The sequence below is a fragment of the Streptococcus mitis genome, assembly GCF_000722765.2.
Lineage (GTDB): Bacteria > Bacillota > Bacilli > Lactobacillales > Streptococcaceae > Streptococcus > Streptococcus mitis_AQ.
This window is the reverse complement of the sequence record NZ_CP028415.1, coordinates 131,934-147,238: the sequence shown is the minus strand read 5'-3', so window position 1 is coordinate 147,238 and position 15,305 is coordinate 131,934. Positions and strand designations below refer to the sequence as shown.

General features: G+C 38.6%; 17 protein-coding genes. 3 read left to right on the top strand and 14 right to left on the bottom strand.

The window, feature by feature from the left end; translation table 11 throughout:
* Positions 1 to 24: 24 nt before the first annotated feature.
* From SK637_RS00700 to rgg, 12 genes are all read right to left on the bottom strand, one after another.
* Positions 25 to 966 carry a YitT family protein gene (locus SK637_RS00700; RefSeq protein ID WP_033687978.1) on the bottom strand — a complete coding sequence of 314 codons (942 nt, stop codon included), beginning with the start codon at positions 964 to 966 and terminating at the stop codon, positions 25 to 27.
* Positions 944 to 2,707 carry an aspartate--tRNA ligase gene (aspS, locus tag SK637_RS00695; protein WP_033687977.1) on the bottom strand — a complete coding sequence of 588 codons (1,764 nt, stop codon included), beginning with the start codon at positions 2,705 to 2,707 and terminating at the stop codon, positions 944 to 946. The genes SK637_RS00700 and aspS overlap by 23 nt, the downstream gene beginning before the upstream one ends.
* Before the next feature lie 154 nt (positions 2,708 to 2,861).
* Positions 2,862 to 3,092 (bottom strand): hypothetical protein, encoded by a 231-nt coding sequence (locus SK637_RS00690; RefSeq protein ID WP_000832184.1) that lies wholly within the window; start codon positions 3,090 to 3,092, stop codon positions 2,862 to 2,864.
* A 17-nt stretch (positions 3,093 to 3,109) separates the two neighbouring features.
* Positions 3,110 to 3,751: a CPBP family intramembrane glutamic endopeptidase gene (locus tag SK637_RS00685; RefSeq protein ID WP_033687975.1), complete on the bottom strand. Its 642-nt coding sequence runs from the start codon at positions 3,749 to 3,751 to the stop codon at positions 3,110 to 3,112.
* A 9-nt stretch (positions 3,752 to 3,760) separates the two neighbouring features.
* Positions 3,761 to 4,495: a DUF3169 family protein gene (locus tag SK637_RS00680; RefSeq protein WP_033687974.1), complete on the bottom strand. Its 735-nt coding sequence runs from the start codon at positions 4,493 to 4,495 to the stop codon at positions 3,761 to 3,763.
* Between the two features lie 2 nt (positions 4,496 to 4,497).
* The gene (locus SK637_RS00675; protein ID WP_033687973.1) at positions 4,498 to 4,695 is read right to left on the bottom strand and encodes a hypothetical protein; all 198 of its coding nucleotides are present in this window, start codon (positions 4,693 to 4,695) and stop codon (positions 4,498 to 4,500) included.
* Positions 4,682 to 4,870, bottom strand: a complete 189-nt coding sequence (locus SK637_RS00670) for a hypothetical protein (RefSeq protein WP_033687972.1) — start codon at positions 4,868 to 4,870, stop codon at positions 4,682 to 4,684. The genes SK637_RS00675 and SK637_RS00670 overlap by 14 nt, the downstream gene beginning before the upstream one ends.
* A complete protein-coding gene (locus tag SK637_RS00665; protein WP_020902358.1) occupies positions 4,870 to 5,076 on the bottom strand; it encodes a helix-turn-helix transcriptional regulator in 207 nt (68 codons plus the stop codon). The genes SK637_RS00670 and SK637_RS00665 overlap by 1 nt, the downstream gene beginning before the upstream one ends.
* Positions 5,077 to 5,085: 9 nt before the next feature.
* On the bottom strand, positions 5,086 to 5,502 hold the full coding sequence (locus SK637_RS00660; RefSeq protein ID WP_161970134.1) for a hypothetical protein: 417 nt from the start codon (positions 5,500 to 5,502) through the stop codon (positions 5,086 to 5,088).
* 55 nt (positions 5,503 to 5,557) lie between these two features.
* Positions 5,558 to 6,838 carry a histidine--tRNA ligase gene (gene hisS, locus SK637_RS00655; RefSeq protein WP_033687969.1) on the bottom strand — a complete coding sequence of 427 codons (1,281 nt, stop codon included), beginning with the start codon at positions 6,836 to 6,838 and terminating at the stop codon, positions 5,558 to 5,560.
* Between the two features lie 181 nt (positions 6,839 to 7,019).
* The gene (locus SK637_RS00650) at positions 7,020 to 8,267 is read right to left on the bottom strand and encodes an MFS transporter (protein WP_033687967.1); all 1,248 of its coding nucleotides are present in this window, start codon (positions 8,265 to 8,267) and stop codon (positions 7,020 to 7,022) included.
* 197 nt (positions 8,268 to 8,464) lie between these two features.
* A complete protein-coding gene (gene rgg / locus SK637_RS00645; protein ID WP_033687966.1) occupies positions 8,465 to 9,316 on the bottom strand; it encodes a quorum-sensing system transcriptional regulator Rgg in 852 nt (283 codons plus the stop codon).
* Positions 9,317 to 9,439: 123 nt separating this feature from the next.
* Between rgg and SK637_RS00635 the strand changes: the two genes are divergently transcribed.
* Positions 9,440 to 9,781: a metal-sulfur cluster assembly factor gene (locus SK637_RS00635; protein ID WP_033687965.1), complete on the top strand. Its 342-nt coding sequence runs from the start codon at positions 9,440 to 9,442 to the stop codon at positions 9,779 to 9,781.
* A 60-nt stretch (positions 9,782 to 9,841) separates the two neighbouring features.
* On the opposite strand, the gene ilvD is transcribed toward SK637_RS00635, so the two are convergent.
* On the bottom strand, positions 9,842 to 11,545 hold the full coding sequence (ilvD, locus tag SK637_RS00630; protein WP_033687964.1) for a dihydroxy-acid dehydratase: 1,704 nt from the start codon (positions 11,543 to 11,545) through the stop codon (positions 9,842 to 9,844).
* 230 nt (positions 11,546 to 11,775) lie between these two features.
* On the opposite strand from ilvD, the gene rpmF reads away from it, so the two are divergent.
* Together rpmF and rpmG are read left to right on the top strand one after the other, a co-directional pair.
* The gene (gene rpmF / locus SK637_RS00625) at positions 11,776 to 11,958 is read left to right on the top strand and encodes a 50S ribosomal protein L32 (protein ID WP_000290417.1); all 183 of its coding nucleotides are present in this window, start codon (positions 11,776 to 11,778) and stop codon (positions 11,956 to 11,958) included.
* A 15-nt stretch (positions 11,959 to 11,973) separates the two neighbouring features.
* On the top strand, positions 11,974 to 12,123 hold the full coding sequence (gene rpmG / locus SK637_RS00620) for a 50S ribosomal protein L33 (RefSeq protein WP_001265622.1): 150 nt from the start codon (positions 11,974 to 11,976) through the stop codon (positions 12,121 to 12,123).
* A 253-nt stretch (positions 12,124 to 12,376) separates the two neighbouring features.
* Here the strand turns inward: rpmG and SK637_RS00615 are convergent, their stop codons facing one another.
* Positions 12,377 to 15,247 (bottom strand): NACHT domain-containing protein, encoded by a 2,871-nt coding sequence (locus tag SK637_RS00615; protein WP_033687963.1) that lies wholly within the window; start codon positions 15,245 to 15,247, stop codon positions 12,377 to 12,379.
* Between the last annotated feature and the right edge of the window lie 58 nt (positions 15,248 to 15,305).

Below are 15,305 nucleotides of genomic sequence, written 5' to 3'. Positions count from 1 at the left end.
AGCTCGAGCTGGTTTTTTTGGTTACTAATTTTCTGTTTCAACGAATCGTCCCAGAATATGAACATTCTCCGATACAGAGACAAAGGCGGTTGGATCCACCTGTTTCATAATCTGTTTAAATTCATTAAACTCTGCACGTGTAATGACAGTAATTAAAACTGCCTTTCTTTCGTGATTATAGGTTCCTTCTGCATCGTGGATCATGGTTGCTCCGCGGTTCAATTTTTTATGGATTTTTTCAATTACCTTGTCTGGATGATTGGTCACAATCATGGCCTGCATGCGTTTTTGCTTGGTAAAGACAGCGTCTGTCACACGGCTAGAGACAAAGATAGTAATCATAGAGTAGAGAGCGTATTTCCAACCAAAGGTCAAACCTGCTATCAGCATAATAGTCCCATTTACCAAGAAAGAAATACTACCAACATTCTTACCCGTTTTCTTGCGAATGGTCAGGCTGACGATATCCGTCCCACCACTGGAGATATTGTTGCGAAGAGCAAAGCCAATCCCCAAGCCCATGACAACACCCCCAAAAAGGGCATTGATAATGGGATCCTCCGTCAAGGTCGCCACAGGGACAAACTGGATAAAGAAGGAACTCATGGAAACCGTGATAAAGGTAAAGACGGTGAACTTATGGCCAATCTGATACCAAGCCAAGACCATCAAAGGAAAATTAATGGCGTAAAAGGTCAGCGAAATCGGGATATGAAAACCAAACCAGTGATTACTCAAGGCAGAGATAATCTGTGCCAGACCTGTCGCACCACTCGAATACACATGCCCTGGTTGGAAAAAGAAATTGACCGCTACTGCTGATAAAAAACCATAGACTAGAGAGGCCGAAATCTTCTCATCATATTTTTCGCGAGAGATGCTTTGTAAGACACGTAAAATTTTTATCTGATGAGCAAAGCGGCGCAGATAATAGCGCCACCGCTTAATTCGTTTTGCTTGTTTCATCTTCTTCTACTTGTAAGCTGAGTTCCTCTAGTTGTTTGAGAGCTACTGTTGAAGGAGCTTGTGTCATTGGGTCAGTTGCCTTGTTGTTCTTAGGGAAGGCAATAACTTCACGGATATTTTCTTCTCCTGCTAAGAGCATGACAAATCGGTCAAGCCCGATAGCCAAGCCACCATGTGGTGGGAAACCATAGTCCATGGCCTCAAGAAGGAAACCAAACTGGTCATTTGCTTCTTCGGCTGAGAAACCAAGAGCCTTGAACATGCGTTCTTGAAGGTCTTTTTGATTGATACGAAGGCTACCACCACCAAGCTCATAACCGTTCAAGACGATATCGTAAGCAATAGCACGAACCTTAGCCAAATCACCTTCTAATTCGTGAGCAGTCTCTTCCTGTGGAAGTGTGAATGGATGGTGGGCGCTCATGTAACGACCTTCTTCTTCAGACCATTCAAACATTGGCCAGTCAACCACCCAAAGGAAATTGAATTTATCGGTATCAATCAAGTCAAGCTCTTTGGCAATACGTCCACGAAGGGCACCAAGCGTTGCATTGGCTACCTCAAGCGTATCTGCCACAAAGAGAACGAGGTCCTTATCTTCAAGAGCAAGCGCTGTTGTCAATTCTGCTTGGATGCCTGTCAAGAACTTGGCAACTGGTCCGTTTAATTCTCCATCAACCACCTTGATCCAAGCAAGACCTTTGGCACCATATTGTTTGGCTACTTCCGTCATCTTGTCGATGTCTTTACGTGAATAGTTGTCCGCAGCGCCTTTGACTACAATTGCTTTTACAGCAGGTGCTTCTGAAAAGACTTTGAAGTCTACACCTTTGACCACTGCTGTCAAGTCCTGAAGCAACATGTCAAAACGAGTATCTGGCTTATCAGAACCGTAAAGAGCCATAGCATCGTCGTACTTCATACGAGGGAATGGTAGCGTTACTTCGATGCCCTTGGTTTCTTTCATGACGCGCGCAATCAAGCCTTCTGTGATATCTTGGATTTCTTGCTCAGTAAGGAAAGACGTTTCCAAGTCGACCTGAGTAAACTCAGGCTGGCGGTCACCACGCAAGTCCTCGTCACGGAAACATTTAACAATTTGATAGTAACGGTCAAAACCAGCATTCATCAACAATTGCTTAGTGATTTGTGGACTTTGAGGAAGAGCATAGAAATGCCCTTTATTGACACGAGATGGTACCAAATAGTCACGCGCACCTTCTGGCGTTGACTTAGAAAGGAATGGTGTCTCCACGTCGATAAACTCCAACTCATCCAAGTAGTTGCGAATAGAGTGGGTCACCTTAGCACGAAGTTTAAGATTTTCCAACATTTCTGGACGACGAAGGTCAAGGTAACGGTAACGCAAACGTGTATCGTCATTGGCCTCAATGCCATCCTTAATCTCAAATGGTGTTGTCTTAGCTGTATTAAGCACTGTCAGAGCTGTCACGTTTAACTCAACTGCACCAGTTGGCAACTTATCATTGGCTTGCTCACGCGCAGCGACCTGTCCAGTCACCTCGATAACAAATTCGCTACGAAGGCTTTCAGCTGTTGCCATGACCTCTGCAGATACTTTTTCAGGGTTGATAACCAACTGCATAATTCCTTCACGGTCACGAAGGTCGATAAAGATCAAACCACCAAGGTCACGACGACGGCCTACCCATCCTTTCAAGGTCATTTCTTGTCCGATGTGTTCCTCACGAACACGACCAGCATACATACTACGTTTCATTGTTTCTCTCCTCTTTTATTCTGTTACTATTTTACCATAAAAGCGCAGGCTCTTCATGAAAATCAGCAGAAAAGTTTGCCAGTCTTTAAAAATCAAGTGAAGACTCTAAAAATTAACGTCCATACAAAAATCCGATGAACTTCACCGGACTCTTTTATTTTGAATTTTTGCCTGCTTTACGCTTTTCAGCGATTTCAGCTGCCTTTCGAGGCAAGACAATTTCCGTTGTATAAGCTGTCCCAAAGCGCAAGACACCTGCAATAGGGGCAAAGACAACTGCTAGATAGTTGTAGAAGAAATCGCCCTTAAAGGCATAAGCTAGCGCTCCAATGATGAAAAATAGAACGACTGCTTGAATCACTGCTAATAAAATTACTCGTTTCATGTGACCTCCTGACTCTATTATAGCATGAGAATCATCAAAAAGCTGACTAAATTATTCAAAGCGTGGAGAGAAATACTGTAGACCAGACCTTTTCTGCTAATATAAGCCAAGCCTAAACTAAAACCAAGGCTAAAATAGACAAAAAATTGTTGCACATCACCTGGGAAATGAATCAAGGCAAACAGAAGACTAGATACCAGAAGGAAAATCAGAGTTTGTTTGCTATTGTCCTGCTTAGGAAAGAGGTAGCGTGCCAACATCCCTCTAAAGATAAGTTCTTCCGTCAAAGGAGCAAAAATAACGACCGCAAAGAATGAGAAAAGTGGTTGAGACAAGGTCAAGTCTATCGCTATTTGCTGATTTACTGAAGGATCATTTGGCAAGAAAAACTGGACAACCAGAGATAAGAACCAAACCAAGGCAGGAAGCCAAATAAATCGGTTGAAGCCACTCTTCTCAATACGAACAGGACCTTTCTGATACCATTTGTAAATGCCGTACACATAAACTCCAGCCAAGGCCACATAGAGCAAGGTCACAGCATAGGGGGAAGCTCCTAAGGCAAGCGAAGTAGTCGCGAGCCCTTGAATAAAGCCATAGCCAAAGAAAAAGGATAGAACAGCTAGAAGAAACCAGCCAAGGTTTTTAAGTAGTTTCATAGATAACTCCTATTTGAAATAGCGTTTTACCATAGGTAACTGCATCACATTAATATAAATATGGATGGCTCCTACAAGCAAGAAGGCTAGTAACTGAATCTCTCCTGTCAGTAAGGAAAAGAGAGCAATCAAAAAGTAGAGACCTGGCAAGACATACTGATTTAGTTGGAATAAAATCCGAAAACTCTGTTCCAAATTAGCCTGGCGCTCCCCTTCATCGTAAGAATTGATAAAGTCCATGACATCCTTTGGTGTAGAGAAAAATGCCAAATCAAACTGACGAACAATCGCAATGGTCTTAAAAAGATATTTTTGAGCATTTAAAACTAACACTAATCCCAAAAAGGAAAGGGATAAGGTTATATGGCTTATATCGAGTACAATTACTTCACTTCCTGAAATGAAGAGAGCCAATAAAATCGCTACGCTTGCACTATTAAAAGCAATAGTTCCAAACTCGAGATTCCGATACATCTGCACATAATAGGTTTCATTCAGATCATCATCCATTTCCTCTTGATACAAGGAGTGAAATTTTCTGCTTTTCTTTAGGAAATTGAAAGTCAAAAAAATGCTAATGAAACCTAACAGTAAACAAATAGCTGATATCCATGGTATCAAGATTTTTACATCTAAAACAATTCCGTGAAATTCGGCACCAGCCTTAAACATATCTACAAACATGTACAAGAAAACTCCCAAGACAAAAGGAATTAAAAATAACAAGCCATGTTTCTTTTTCATATTCATTCTCCTTTTTCACTTGCTAGATTTTTGGATTTCTTTTCAATCCAGTCAACGACTGGGATGAGGGCAAAGTAGGCCCAAATAAATTGGTCACTGTAATAGAGATCAAACCATCCTAGATTTGCTCCAATTAGTAGACACACGCTGACTAATATAGCTATGGCAACTACATAATAGATCACTTTATACTTGTTCATCATTTTTCTCCTTTTTCTTCAACCGATTGAAAATGGACACGAGGGATAAATTAAGCCAAAACAAATACTTACTTTCAACAAAATAGAACCAACCTAGTAATGTTCCAATCATAGCAAAAGCATTCACAATGAGGGCAAGAACACTCATGTAATAAATCACTTTAAACTTATTCATCACTCGTCCTCCTCCAAACGAAATACCGATTCGACTGTTTCGTTGAAAATTTGAGATATTTTCAGGGCAATGATAATGGACGGGGTGTATTCGTCCCGTTCTAATAGACTGATGGTCTGCCTGGAAACCCCTGCTAGCTTAGCTAGTTCGGTTTGATTGAGACCATCACGAGCCCGAAGCTCTTTTAGACGGTTTTTTAGTTGCATGTTACACACCTACTCTCCGTCAAATTCAACGGCTTGGATATCCTCAATACGTTGCAACTTGAATTTTTCTTTCCCATTTTTATCAACATGACGTAGTTTGACCCATTCCTCATCAACATCCACAACTTCCCATAAAGATGTTCCAAACACTTGTCCAACGATTGTTGGATTTTTCCCAATTAATTCTTGCAATAATCTTGACATATCTATATTTCCTTTCTCTTTTCTTTCGATTACCTTTAACCTCTTCTCTAACCTCTTGATTTTTTTAGATTGACTACTATAAATCAAGACGAGAAAAGGGAAAAAAATCCATACCCACATGTGGCGCCCTCCTATTTCTTTATTTCTTAACTTGCTTACATTGTAACACATCTTTTTCTTTTTGACAAGTATATTTGTCAAAAAGTTTATGATTTTTGTCATTTTGTAAAAGAAAAAGGTCAGGAATAAATAAGATCCTGACCAGTGTTAAATACTATTAAAAGCCTAATTTTTCAAAGATTTCTGAGAAGTTTTGACTGATTGTCTCAAGTGACACTTGCACTTCTTCTCGGGTTTGGTTGTTCTTGACCGTCACTTGTCCGCTTTCGACTTCGCTCTCTCCTAGGGTGATGAGGGTCTTAGCCGCAAAAACATCGGCTGACTTGAACTGAGCTTTGAGCTTACGGTTGAGGTAATCACGCTCTGCTTTGAAACCTTGTTGGCGAAGAGCTTGTACTAATTCCAAGGCCTTGACATTTGCTCCATCACCCAAGACTGCTATATAGACATCTAGGGCGTTTTCGATAGGGAGGGCCACACCTTGCTTTTCAAGAATGAGAAGCAGGCGCTCTACACCAAGTCCAAAACCAAATCCAGCAGTTTCAGGGCCTCCAAAGTAAGAAACCAAACCATCGTAACGACCACCCGCACAGACTGTCAGGTCATTGCCCTCAATCTCAGTAATAAACTCGAAAATAGTGTGATTGTAGTAGTCCAGACCACGCACCATATTGGTATCGATGATATAGTCTACTCCAAGATTTTCCAACATCTGACGCACAGCATCAAAATGAGCTTGACTTTCTTCATCAAGGAAGTCCAAGATAGAAGGTGCATTCTCTACTGCTACCTTGTCTTCTTTTTCTTTAGAGTCCAAGACACGAAGAGGATTTTCCTCCAAACGACGTTGGCTATCCTTAGACAAGGTCTCCTTGAGCGGTGTCAAATAGTCAATTAAGGCTTGACGATAGGCCGCACGGCTCTCAGGATTCCCCAAAGTGTTGAGGTGCAATTTGACATCTTGGATGCCGATTTCTTTCAAGAAATGGGCTGCCATCGCGATGGTTTCCACATCGGTAGCTGGATTGCTAGAGCCAAAACACTCAACACCAATCTGGTGGAACTGGCGCAAACGCCCTGCCTGTGGACGCTCATAACGGAACATAGGGCCCATGTAGTAGAACTTGCTCGGCTTTTGCACTTCTGGGGCGAAGAGTTTATTTTCCACATAGGAACGGACAACGGGCGCAGTTCCTTCTGGACGGAGGGTAATATGACGGTCACCCTTGTCATAGAAATCGTACATTTCCTTGGTTACGATATCCGTTGTATCTCCGACAGAGCGGCTGATAACCTCGTAATGCTCAAAAATAGGCGTGCGCACTTCTGCATAGTTGTAGCGCTTGAAAATCTCACGGGCAAAGCCCTCAACGTACTGCCATTTGGCAGATTCAGCAGGTAAAATATCCTGCGTTCCTTTTGGTTTTTGTAATTTCATAAGGAATCCTCTTTAAACTTAATAGTCTTATTTTACCATAAATAGAGGGATTAAAACAGTGAGAAAAAATTAGGATTTATACTCAATGAAAATCAAAGAGCAAACTAGGAAACTAGCCGCAGGCTGTACTTGAGTACGGCAAGGCGACGTTGACGTGGTTTGAAGAGATTTTCGAAGAGTATTAGATATCATTTTTGAGATTAAGACCTGTCAAAAGAATAGCCAGCAAAGAAAGGACAACAAATAAAATCCAAGTCAACTGTATATTCCATACAGCTACAAGTGAAAAACAGGCTGTACCAAGAGGTACTGATAAGGTGAACAATAAACCCAAAAAATTACTGGTACGAGCTAGAACCTCTGGAGCTAGATTTTTCAGGAGCATGGCATTAATCTTTGGTGGAACTTTACCAGACACATAGAGAGTTAAAAAGAGAAATAGCAAACCAAGCACGACTTGATTGAATAAGTTAGCCAGACCAACTAGACTGACTCCTAATGTCACCCACATCATCAATCTAGGCAAGGACTGCTTCCCAAAATAATCATTTCCCGTAAGGCTACTGATGATAATTGCTAATAAAACACAGACTTGCTCGATAAATAGTGCCTCTGTGTAAGAAAAATTCAAGAGAGAATGGCTCAAAAAGAAGATGTTATAAACGCTTCCTAGAGCGCCACCCAAGGCATTGATAAGCAAGACAGCAAAGATCATGAAACCAAAGTTTTTCTGTCCACTTTTAAGAAAAACGAGGCGTAAATTTCGGTAAATTGTTAGGAACTGCTCTTTAATAGAAAGCTTCTCATTTTTTAGGATTTCACCGTCATCAGATGAAATTGACAGGCTTAATTTGCTTTTTCCTAAAAAGAGAACAAAGGCTGATACGAGGAAAAAACAGGCATTGATTCCCGCAACGATAGAAAAATTGTTGACCGATAAACCTAAGAGCCATACTCCAAAAGCTTGACCACCAATAGCTGAAATATAGGTGATGAACTGTGAAAAAGAATAAGCCTCCATCAGATCATCTTCAGCTACTTTTTCCTTAATGAGAGGCATGCGCAAACCACCAGCAAAATCACTGATGACATCACTAATGACATTGATTAAACACAGGCTGGAAAAGGCAAAGAGACTAGCTTGCTGAACAACTAGGGCTGCTAGAAAAAATAAAACCGCCTGAAACAAACCGCTATAGACCATCCATTTGACCTTGTCCCTCGTGTAATCTGCCCGAATCCCTACAAAAACTGTAAAGAGAGTCGGAAGAAGCATGACAATATTCGCCATAGCAACCGCAAAAGAGGCTTGTGGCAAGGTCGATGCATAGACGATAAAGACCAGATTGAAAATCGAAGCACCAAAAGCATTGAAGAAGCGTGACAAAGTCAAGAGACGATAAGCTTGATTTCTGAACAATAGTTTCATAGGTAATCTCCCTTCTTGTTATAATACCTATATGAAGTATGACTACAGTATATCACTTAGAAATTGAAAGGGAAAACTTTTGAATATATGCAACACATAAAATAAGCAAAAAAACGATAGAACTTCTTTGATAACCTGAGAGAGGGCAAGAGTTCTATCGCTTCAAATTTCAAATTTTTTTCTTGGTTTGCAAATATTCAACAATCGATCGTATTTCTGTAGTATTCAGCAGATTTATTACAGCCAAGCATCTCAAAAATATGGACAGCATCTTCCATCTTTTTCTGGCCTTCCTTGACTCTACCTTGCTTGCTATCAAGGAGGCCTTCAGCCCACAAATAGACAATTCGGAAATAGGTTTCATTTTCATTGTAGAAATGCTCTTCGATAACACGTTTAAAATAAGAGGCATTGGTAAATTCTTCACACTCAATGCTGGCTAAAAAACCATTCAATAGTATAGTGTGAAAAAGGTTTCGATTGCCAGACATTTCCATTAGAAAATCAGATTTACGTACCATTTCTCGTACATATCTAGTAAAAAGAGAAACAGATAAAAAAGCAGAACTGACTGAAAATAAATTGAGTTCATAGATCCCCCAGATCTCGGTAGAAAACAGATAGTCATGAAGGACTTTCCCTTCCTCTGCCGTTAACTCTACCCTTTCATCCATACTCTTCATATAAGACTTGATAAGAATGGCATTTAAAATATGTTTCTGTTTGTTTTGAGAATAGGCATGCTTTTGATACTCCCTGCGATACAAGTCCTCAAGCGGAGCTATATTCTTTGGATCCAAGACATCTATGATTTCTTTTCTCAACTCAGAATCTGTATCATACTGAAAACCTCTCGCCAGAAAGAGGATCTCCTCCACACTGGCAGATATATTTTCCAGGGCAAATAAAAACTTTTCCACCGAAAGCTCACTCTGACCAGTTTCAAAGCGAGATAACATAGACGGCGAAAATTGTCCCCCAGTTGCTTGTCTCAGCGAGATATTTCTTGACTCTCGTAATTGTCTAAAGACTTTTCCAATCTGCTCCATAGGCTTCCCCTTGATTCAGTATTTTCTTCATTTTATCATATTTTTCAGAAAATTCATCAAAAACTTGCCAAATTGTCAGAATTATGAGAAAATAGAGGATATTTATCATGTGGAGGGACTGTTATGAGAGACGATATCAAAATCAATGACCGTGCTTTGGCCTTACAAGACCAAATTATCGAAAAACTAGAGAAGGTTTTTGATACAGATGTGGAATTGGATGTTTACAATCTAGGGCTGATTTATGAAATTAATCTAGACGAAACAGGCCTCTGTAAGATTGTCATGACCTTCACCGATACTGCCTGCGATTGCGCCGAAAGCCTGCCTATCGAAATCGTGGCAGGTCTGAAACAAATCGATGGTATCGAAGATGTCAAGGTTGAAGTTACCTGGTCGCCTGCTTGGAAAATCACACGAATCAGTCGCTACGGCCGCATTGCCCTTGGACTGCCACCTCGTTAAGCAGGTAAATTACTTTTGAAGATGAAAAAAAGCAAGCCGAAGTTGGCTTGCTTTTTAAGTTTATTTTTTACCTGACTTGTCCATATTCCAGAAGTCTGTCACGGCTCCGCGTGAAGCAGATGATACGATATGGGCATATTTACCGAGGACACCACGGCTGTAAAGTGGTGGCAAGGTTGTTTCTGCCTTGCGTTTTTCAAGTTCTTCTTCGGATACGGCCATGGAAATTTCTTTGGTATCTTGGTCAACCGTAACGATATCGCCTGTACGAAGGTAGGCAATTGGTCCACCATCCTGAGCTTCAGGAGCGATATGTCCAACAACCAGACCATAAGTACCACCAGAGAAACGACCATCTGTCAAGAGGGCCACCTTGTCTCCTTGACCTTTACCAACGATCATTGATGAAAGTGACAGCATCTCAGGCATACCAGGACCACCTTTAGGTCCAACGAAACGAACAACGACTACATCGCCATCAACGATTTCATCTGTCAAAACAGCCTGGATAGCATCTTCTTCTGAGTCAAAGACCTTAGCTGGACCAACGTGACGACGCACTTTAACACCTGATACCTTGGCAACCGCACCGTCTGGTGCAAGGTTCCCGTTCAAGATGATAAGCGGACCATCCGCACGTTTTGGATTTTCAAGTGGCATAATAACTTTTTGACCTGGAGTGAGGTCTGCAAAATCAGCCAAGTTCTCAGCGACAGTCTTACCAGTACATGTGATGCGATCTCCATGAAGGAAACCATTTGCCAAGAGGTATCTCATAACCGCAGGCACACCACCAACTTCATAGAGATCTTGGAAGACATACTGACCAGATGGTTTCAAGTCAGCCAAGTGAGGCACACGTTCTTGAATTGTATTGAAGTCCTCAAGTGACAAGTCAACATTGGCAGCATGGGCAATGGCAAGTAAGTGAAGAGTGGCATTTGTAGAACCACCGAGAGCCATAGTTACAGTGATAGCATCTTCAAAGGCTTCACGAGTCAAGATATCTGATGGTTTGAGACCAAGTTTCAGCATCTTAACAACAGCACGTCCTGCTGCTTCGATATCTTCTTTCTTATCAGCTGATTCAGCTGGGTGAGATGAAGATCCTGGTAAACTCATACCGAGAACTTCGATAGCAGTCGCCATGGTATTAGCAGTATACATACCACCACAGCCACCAGGTCCAGGGCAGGCATTACATTCAAGACGTTTCACGTCCTCAGCTGTCATATCACCGTGGTTCCATTTCCCGATCCCCTCAAAGACAGAAACCAAGTCGATGTCTTTGCCATCAAGATTTCCCGGTGCAATGGTTCCACCATATGCGAAAATAGCTGGAATATCCATATTAGCAATAGCAATCATAGAACCCGGCATGTTCTTATCACAGCCACCGATAGCAACAAAGGCATCCACATTGTGGCCTCCCATAGCTGCCTCGATTGAGTCCGCAATAATATCACGAGATGTCAAAGAGAAACGCATACCAGGCGTTCCCATGGCAATCCCGTCCGCTACAGTGATAGTCCCAAACTGCACAGGCCAAGCACCTGCTGATTTTACACCTTCTTTAGCCAATTTCCCAAAATCATGCAAGTGAATGTTACATGGTGTATTTTCCGCCCAAGTCGAAATTACCCCAACAATCGGTGTTTCAAAGTCCTTATCTGTCATACCAGTCGCACGAAGCATGGCACGGTTTGGTGATTTTACCATGCTGTCATAAATGCTACTGCGGTGACGTTTATCTAATTCAGTCATTTGTTCCCTCCCATTTCAGTTTTTACTATTATAGCACATTTTAAAAGCAATGAACAGAAGAAAATTCTTGAATTTTCAGAAAATTTCGATTAATTCAGTTAATGGCCTTTTAATTTTTTCATCTTTTTTTGTCAAGTAACTTTACTTTACAAAAAAAATGTGTTATCCTAGTATGGTTGATGAAAATCAGTAGATTGAATCGAATTTAAATACCTAAAGGAGAAATCAAAATGGCAGTACCTGCACGTCGCACTTCAAAAGCGAAGAAAAACAAACGTCGTACACACTACAAAGTAACAGCTCCATCTGTAAACTTTGACGAAACTACTGGAGATTACTCACGTTCTCACCGTGTATCACTTAAAGGATACTACAAAGGACGTAAAATCGCTAAAGCTGCATCAGCTGAATAATAGAAGGGAGATACCATGCGCGTAAATATTACACTTGAACACAAAGAATCTGGTGAACGCTTGTACCTTACTTCTAAAAACAAACGTAACACTCCAGACCGTCTTCAATTGAAGAAATACTCACCAAAACTTCGCAAACACGTTGTGTTTACAGAAGTTAAGTAAGGGTTCAATACGAATCAATACAGAAGAAAAACGCATAATATGCGTTTTTTTCTTTTTGTTAATTTCAGTACATTGCAATAAAAATCATTCGAATGACTATATTTTTGACTACATTTTTTGTGAAATAAATACAAAATTTCGGATATATAATAAAAGCTCTCTAATAAATTGATTAGAGGGCTTTTATTGTCTTGTTTTCTAGCATCTGTTCCCTGTCGACATTACTCTTAATAAGTCTTTCTTCAAAAACACTTCAGATTTTTCCAAAAATCTCCTCTAAACTGTTCTTTATCTCTTTATGGACATAATCATTTAATGGAGTATTTTTACTAATATTTCTTGAGAATAAAAGATTTGAGAAAGCACTCTCATGAGTAGAAATATCTTTAGGAACTCTATTTAACAAATTATAACTTTGTATTATTTCATCATATGCTCCTTCATAATTCTTAAATGAATCACTATGAGATACTTCGACTAAATTTTTATCTCCTGAATATGCTACGTGATAATATCCTATCCACGGATTACTTTCATCATCTTTGTAAGTGATAAGTAATTTGTACGGCATATCTTGAAACTTTGAAAAACATCTATAAATTTTAGGAAAGTTATATTTCACCATTTCCAGATAACTCACTTCAGCGAAATTAAAAAATGTTTCAACTATTTCTATTTTTCTTTCCGTAGAATATAAGTTCATTGTTAAGCCATTTGATTCTGAATATTCTCTATCACGACCAGGTATGATAGAACTCCTATAATCCACACCAGAGTGTAGTAAAACAGATAACAGTTTATTTAAACTAAACAGCTCTACTCCTTCAGAAGTAGTATATCTTGCAACCTCAGGACAATCTTGAAGAATTTCATCTATCCTTTTTCTAACATTTTCACTCATTAAAGATATTTCATCAATATCTTTGAGCCAAGGTAATTTATTTTTTATTTCTTTCAAAAGTTCACATAAAATATAATTACTTGCAGGTAATGATTTCTTTTCTAAAATAGTTTTTAGATTGTTTTTAATAATATCTATTGCTATTTTTCTACCACTATCTCCTATAAGGCCTGATAATTCTAAGTTTGTACTACGCTGAACCATTCGAGTCGTTTTTAAAAAGATAGTAGCCTGATATTCTTGACTCGCTTGACTCAACAATTCAGCGCTGACAATTTTTACGTCTGGAACATCTTTGTCCACGATATCAAACCAATAATAAAGGGTGTTTTCTACCATACCTCCAGCAATTCCTATTTTAGATTTCAATTTATGATTTTCCGTGATAAATGGTTCAAATTGCTCTGATATAGGGGAGAAATAGTTTTCTACTATAAATTTATAGGTTTTGTGAATCTCTGATAATATTCTTTCTACATTATCTTCCTTAGAGAAATCTGTAATCCCATCACTACTCAATGAATCATTTTTAGAGTTAACACATTCAACATAGAGAGGCAAGTTATGTTGTAGAACAAAATCTAAAAATTTATCCTGTTCTTCAATGGTTGAAAATAATCCAGATATAAAAATGACTACTTCCCGCCATTCTTCATTATGGATAAGTTTTTCGAGAAGTGCTGTATCTGATGAAACTATTAGGTTATTTGTAATATAGTATGCAGCACAAAACTCCTTAAATAGCTTATGAGAAAAAGTAATTCTATCTGAAGTACAAAAAATTCCAAAATTTATAAAATAATCAATTAGATTTCTTTTATTTGGTGTAGAAACTAGATAAGCACTTATTATTTTATCTACTTCACTGTATGTAAAACTAGATTGATTAAAATTCTCATAAGAAAATTTGCCAAAAAGATTTAATGTTTCATGCAGGGATAATTCTGAATAACTATTTTTGTAGCGATAATTCTTTTCGAAATACTCTGTAAAAATTTGGGTTCTATTAAGTAACTCTTTATTCTGTCTATCAGTCAGAATAGTCTTACCAATTTTATACAATAAAGGATTCCTAAACAGTTCAAGATACGCTTTAGAAAGCTTGCTATACCCCCAAAGTCTAATTAAACCACTTTGAATTATACTATCGGAAAGGGTTGTTAGAAAGAAACTCTTTTCTTCTCCAAGCTCATGCCTATATCGATTATCTCGTGTTGTGAAAAAGAAAAAATTTTGATTATATTGTATCATTAATTGATTTGCTTCAGAAAAAAATTTCAATCTCTTCCTCTCATCCACAATATCATCAATGCCGTCGAAGAACAATGCCAATTGATTATTAACGAATAGCTGATTAATGGCTTGTTTAGAGTTTCCTTCACAGAACGGCTCCATTTTCGATTGAATAATCTCGAATAATGTTCCTAAACTATCCCCATACTCTATTAATGGAACATAAACAGGAATTAGTTGATAATCAGAATATTTTGCACATAATTGATTTATAAGTTTAAAGGTTTCAAAAGTTTTTCCAAATCCTGCTTCTCCAATTAATACAACTTTATGATGTTGTAAAAGGATATCTAATGAATCTCTCTCTTTACCCCCTTCTGTATCTTGAAATAGATAACGTTCAAAATAGTCGGACTGAACAAATGAATCACCTGATGTTGTTAATAGGGTTTCAATATAGGAGCGTGTTCTAAAATTTCCACTTACAATCTGTTTTAATAATAAATTATTATCATCTACTATATCTGTTAAGTACTGCAACTGCCTTTCTATACCATCAACAATTTCCTTAATAGTCCGACATAGTACCTGTGATTCCGCGGTGCTTATTTTATTAAGTTGTTTAAATATGATTTCAAAATATTTTTGAATAATCTTCTTTAACTCAATATTATATAATTTATACTTAGGGTATTTTTCAACAAACAAATTCATGTAAAAATCTACTGATTGATTTATTGTTTTCGATTGTAAAACATCTTGGTTAAGAAAATTTTTTATTATTTTTTCAAGAACATTCTGTTCAATTAAAAATCTATCAAAATCTAGATAATATTCCCTGTCTCCATATTGCTTTAATATTAACACTTCAACTTCGTTCTTTAGCCTTTTTATAACGAATCTTAATTTTATTTTACCTATAAGTCCATTAAAGTAATTTCCTAGTTGCTCTACTAATAGATTTTCCATTAATGACAAAATAACTACCATATACGAAATCCTTTCATATTTAATTATAACATAAGGATAAAATTCTCTTCTCGTTTAA